Source organism: Brevundimonas sp. (assembly GCF_031082345.1).
Taxonomy (GTDB): Bacteria; Pseudomonadota; Alphaproteobacteria; order Caulobacterales; family Caulobacteraceae; genus Brevundimonas.
The window spans coordinates 1-3,934 of sequence record NZ_JAVHLH010000258.1; the positions used below are offsets into that span (position 1 = coordinate 1).

Annotated in this window: 4 protein-coding genes; 2 read left to right on the forward strand and 2 right to left on the reverse strand. The window is 68.9% G+C overall.

Annotated elements, in window-relative coordinates; all coding sequences use genetic code 11:
- Window positions 1-1,599: glycoside hydrolase family 3 C-terminal domain-containing protein (locus RDU12_RS13520; protein WP_308685134.1), on the forward strand; the 1,599-nt coding region annotated here is incomplete at its 5' end.
- Here the strand turns inward: RDU12_RS13520 and RDU12_RS13525 are convergent.
- Complete coding sequence (locus RDU12_RS13525; RefSeq protein ID WP_300289814.1) at window positions 1,600-1,947, reverse strand: arsenate reductase; 348 nt, start codon at window positions 1,945-1,947, stop codon at window positions 1,600-1,602.
- Window positions 1,948-2,047: 100 nt separating this feature from the next.
- Here RDU12_RS13525 and RDU12_RS13530 point away from each other — a divergent pair, with 100 nt between their 5' ends.
- Complete coding sequence (locus tag RDU12_RS13530; protein WP_300289812.1) at window positions 2,048-2,539, forward strand: VOC family protein; 492 nt, start codon at window positions 2,048-2,050, stop codon at window positions 2,537-2,539.
- Here RDU12_RS13530 and RDU12_RS13535 read toward each other — a convergent pair.
- The gene (locus RDU12_RS13535; protein ID WP_300289825.1) at window positions 2,536-3,852 is read right to left on the reverse strand and encodes a dicarboxylate/amino acid:cation symporter; all 1,317 of its coding nucleotides are present in this window, start codon (window positions 3,850-3,852) and stop codon (window positions 2,536-2,538) included. The genes RDU12_RS13530 and RDU12_RS13535 overlap by 4 nt on opposite strands.
- Window positions 3,853-3,934 lie beyond the last annotated feature (82 nt).

Sequence of the window (3,934 nt, forward strand, 5' to 3'; positions counted from 1 at the left end):
GCCTATGGCGCGGCCGAGGCGGGGCTGGACTACAACTCCACCGACATGAGCGAGCTGGAGTTGCGCTCGGTCTATCTGCCGCCGTTCAAGGCCGCCTTCGACGCGGGCGCCCTGTCGACGATGAGCGCCTTCAACGACCTGAACGGCGTGCCGACCAGCGGCAACAAATGGCTGCTGACCGACATCCTGCGTGGGGAATGGGGCTTCGCCGGCTTCGTGGTCTCTGACTACACCTCGGAAGAGGAGCTGATCGCCCACGGCTACGCCGCCGACGGCCGCGACGCGGCGCGCATCGCCCTGATGGCCGGCGTCGACATGTCGATGAAGAGCGGCCTCTACATGAAGCATATTCCGGAGCTGGTTCAGTCCGGCGACGTGCCGATGGCGCGCGTCGACGAGGCGGTGCGGCGGGTGCTGATGACCAAGGCGGCGCTGGGGCTGTTCGAGAACCCCTACCGCGGTTCGGACGTGCGCACCGAACGGCGGGTGACCGGCAGCCGCGAGCATCTGACCCTGGCGCGCGAGGCGGGGCGCAAGTCGATCGTGCTGCTGAAGAATGAGGGCGGCCTGCTGCCCCTGCCGAAGACCGGCCAGCGCATCGCCCTGATCGGTCCGTTCGGCGGCGACCGCGTCGACCTGTTCGGGCCGTGGTCGATCTTCAAGGACGAAAAGCTGGCGGTGTCGCTGGAGCAGGGCCTGAGGGCAGCTATGGGCGACGGCGCCGCGCTGAGCGTGGTCAAGGGCTCGGACGTCGAGACCCCGATCGCCGGCGGGATCGAGGCCGCGGTGATGGCCGCGTCGCAGGCCGATGTGGTGCTGCTGGCTGTCGGCGAGAGCCAGAACATGTCGGCCGAGGCCCAGTCGCGGGTCGATATCGGCATCCCGGAGCCGCAGCTGGCTCTGGCGGAGGCCGTCGCCGCCACCGGCAAGCCCGTGGTAGTGATCCTGAGACATGGCCGGGCCATGGAGCTGTCGGGCGCCGTCAAGGACGCCCCGGCCATCCTCGCCACCTGGTTCCTGGGGTCGGAGACGGGCCACGCCGTCGCCGACATCCTGTTCGGCGACCACGCCCCGACAGGGCGTCTGCCGGTCAGCTTCCCGCATTTCTCGGGCCAGTCGCCCTTCCATTACGCCCACAAGACCACCGGCCGCCCGGCGGCGTCGCGCAGCGAGGGTTTCAAGGCGCAGTTCCGCGAGACGGCGAACGCCGCCCTCTATCCGTTCGGCCACGGCCTGACCTATGCGCCGGTGCAGTACTCGGCCGTGCGACTGTCGGCGCCGACCATGGCGTGGAACGGCGGGATCACGGCGACCGTCACCCTGACCAACAGCGGCGCGCGCGAGGCCTCGGAGGTGGTGCAGCTCTATATCCGCGACCGCGCCGCCTCGATCACCCAGCCGGTGCGGCTGCTGAAGGGGTTCCGGCGCGTGACCGTGCCGGCGGGCGGGTCGGTGGAGGTCAGCCTGCCGCTGAGCTTCGCGGACCTGCTGTTCCTCGGACCGGATCTGGAGCCCACCGTGGAGCCGGGCCTGTTCGACGTCTGGCTGGCCCCGAACGCCCAGGCCGGCGAGGCGGCCCGGTTCACCCTGACCCGCTGATCAGGCGAAGGCGGCCTCATAAAGCTCGGGCTTGAAGCCGACGAGGGTCCGGTCGCCGAGGTCGAGGACGGGGCGTTTGATCATCGACGGCTGGGCCAGCATCAGGGCGATGGCCCGCTCGGCCGTCAGGTCTGCCTTGTCCGCCTCGGGCAGGGCCCGGAAGGTCGTGCCGGCGCGGTTCAGCACGGTCTGCCAGCCATGTTCCGCCACCCAACCCTCCAGCGAGGCCCGGTCCACGCCGGCCTTCTTGTAGTCGTGGAAGACGTGGCCGACGCCGTTCTGGTCCAGCCAGGTCCGGGCCTTCTTGACCGTGTCGCAGTTCGGGATGCCGTAAAGGGTCGGGGTCATGGCCCTTCCCTGCCCGCCCCGTGCGCGAGTCGCAAGGCGGCCGCCGCTTGCATTTAACCGTGGGGTTTAATATAGTGCGCCGTCAGCAATGGAGATCGCCATGACCGCCCTCCCCCCGCGCCAGAAGGTCATCCCCTGCCTGTGGTTCGACAAACAGGCCGAGGAAGCCGTCGGCTTCTATGTGTCGCTGTTCCCCGACTCCCGCATCGACGCCGTCGTCCGCTCGCCGGGGGACTATCCCAGCGGCAAGGCCGGCGACGTGCTGCTGGTCGAGTTCACCCTCGCCGGCAATCGCTACACGGCGCTGAACGGCGGTCCGCATTTCACCTTCAACGAGGCCATCTCCCTGCAGATCGACTGCGAGGACCAGGCCGAGGTGGACCGGCTGACCGAGGCGCTGTCGGCCGTGCCCGAGGCCGAGCAATGCGGCTGGGTCAAGGATCGCTACGGCCTATCGTGGCAGATCGTACCCTATGCGATGAACCGCTATCTGGCCGATCCGGACGAAGGCGTCCGGCGGCGGGTGTTCGCGGCCATGATGGAGATGAAGCGGCTCAACGTCGCCGCCATCGAAGCCGCCGCCCGGGGCTAGTCGTCGTCGGCCTCGGTCGCGCCCACCGTCACGGGCGTCGGACCGCCCGCCAGAGCGCGGTCCAGCGCCTCGCGGTCCAGGCCCTTCTCCCACTTCGCCACCACAATGGTGGCGACGGCGTTGCCGATGAAGTTCGTGAGGGCCCGGCATTCGCTCATGAAGCGGTCGACGCCGAGGATCAGGGCCATGCCGGCGACCGGCACCGAGGGCACCACGGCCAGCGTCGCCGCGAGGGTGATGAAGCCGGCCCCGGTGACCCCCGCCGCGCCCTTCGAACTGAGCATGGCCACGGCCAGCAGCAGCAGTTGGTCGCCCAGCGACAGGTCGACGCCGCAGGCCTGGGCGATGAACAGGGCCGCCAGCGTCATATAGATGTTGGTGCCGTCCAGATTGAACGAATAGCCCGTCGGCACGACCAGTCCGACCACCGACCTGTCGCAGCCGGCGCGGCCCATCTTCTCGATCAGGCTGGGCAGGGCCGCCTCGGACGACGAGGTGCCGAGCACCAGCAGCAGCTCCTCCTTCAGATAGCGGATCAGCCTGAAGATCGAGAAGCCGTTGAAGGCCGCCACGGCCCCCAGCACCACGACCACGAACAGGGCCGAGGTCAGGTAGAAGGTCCCCACCAGCGCAGCGAGATTGATCACCGACTCGATACCGTAGCGGCCGATGGTGAAGGCGAAGGCCCCGAAGGCCCCGATCGGCGCCGCCTTCATCAGGATGGCCACCAGTTTGAAGAAGGCCTCCGACACGCTTTCCAGCACGGCCATGACCGGCTGGGCCCGGTCGCCGATCACCGCCAGGGAGATCCCGAACAGGATGGCGAAGAATAGCACCTGCAGGATTTCGCCGCCGGCGAAGGCGCCGACCACGGTCTCGGGAATGATGTTCATCAGGAAGCCGACGACCGAGGTCTCGTGGGCCTGGGTGGCGTACTGGGCCACCGCGCCCGGATCGAGGGTGGCGGGATCGACATTCATGCCAGCCCCGGGCCGCACCACATTGGCCACCACTAGGCCGATGATCAGGGCCAGGGTCGAGAAGGTCAGGAAATAGGCGAAGGCCTTGCCCACCACCTTGCCCAGGCGGCCGAGGTCCCTGAGGTGGGCGATGCCGGTGGACACGGTCAGGAAGATCACCGGGGCGATGATCATCTTCACCAGCCGGATGAAGGCGTCGCCGAGCGGCTTCAGTTTCTCGCCGAGACCCGCAACGGCCTCACCGTCCGCCCCGGTCGTGCTGGGATAGAGGTGCCCGATCAGGGCGCCGAGGGCGATGGCGAGCAGGACCTGAAAGTAGAGGTGGGTCCACAGCGGCTTGCGCTTCGGCGGCGGCGGCGGGGCGGCGGCGGGATCGGGAACGGCGAGGCCGCGCCCGGCCTCGCCGTTCCCGATC

What these genes read in the sequence shown, in the direction of transcription:
- RDU12_RS13525 (WP_300289814.1), bottom strand. Translation starts at nt 1,947, where the DNA reads ATGACCCCGACCCTTTACGGCATCCCGAACTGCGACACGGTCAAGAAG.
- RDU12_RS13530 (WP_300289812.1), top strand. Translation starts at nt 2,048, where the DNA reads ATGACCGCCCTCCCCCCGCGCCAGAAGGTCATCCCCTGCCTGTGGTTC.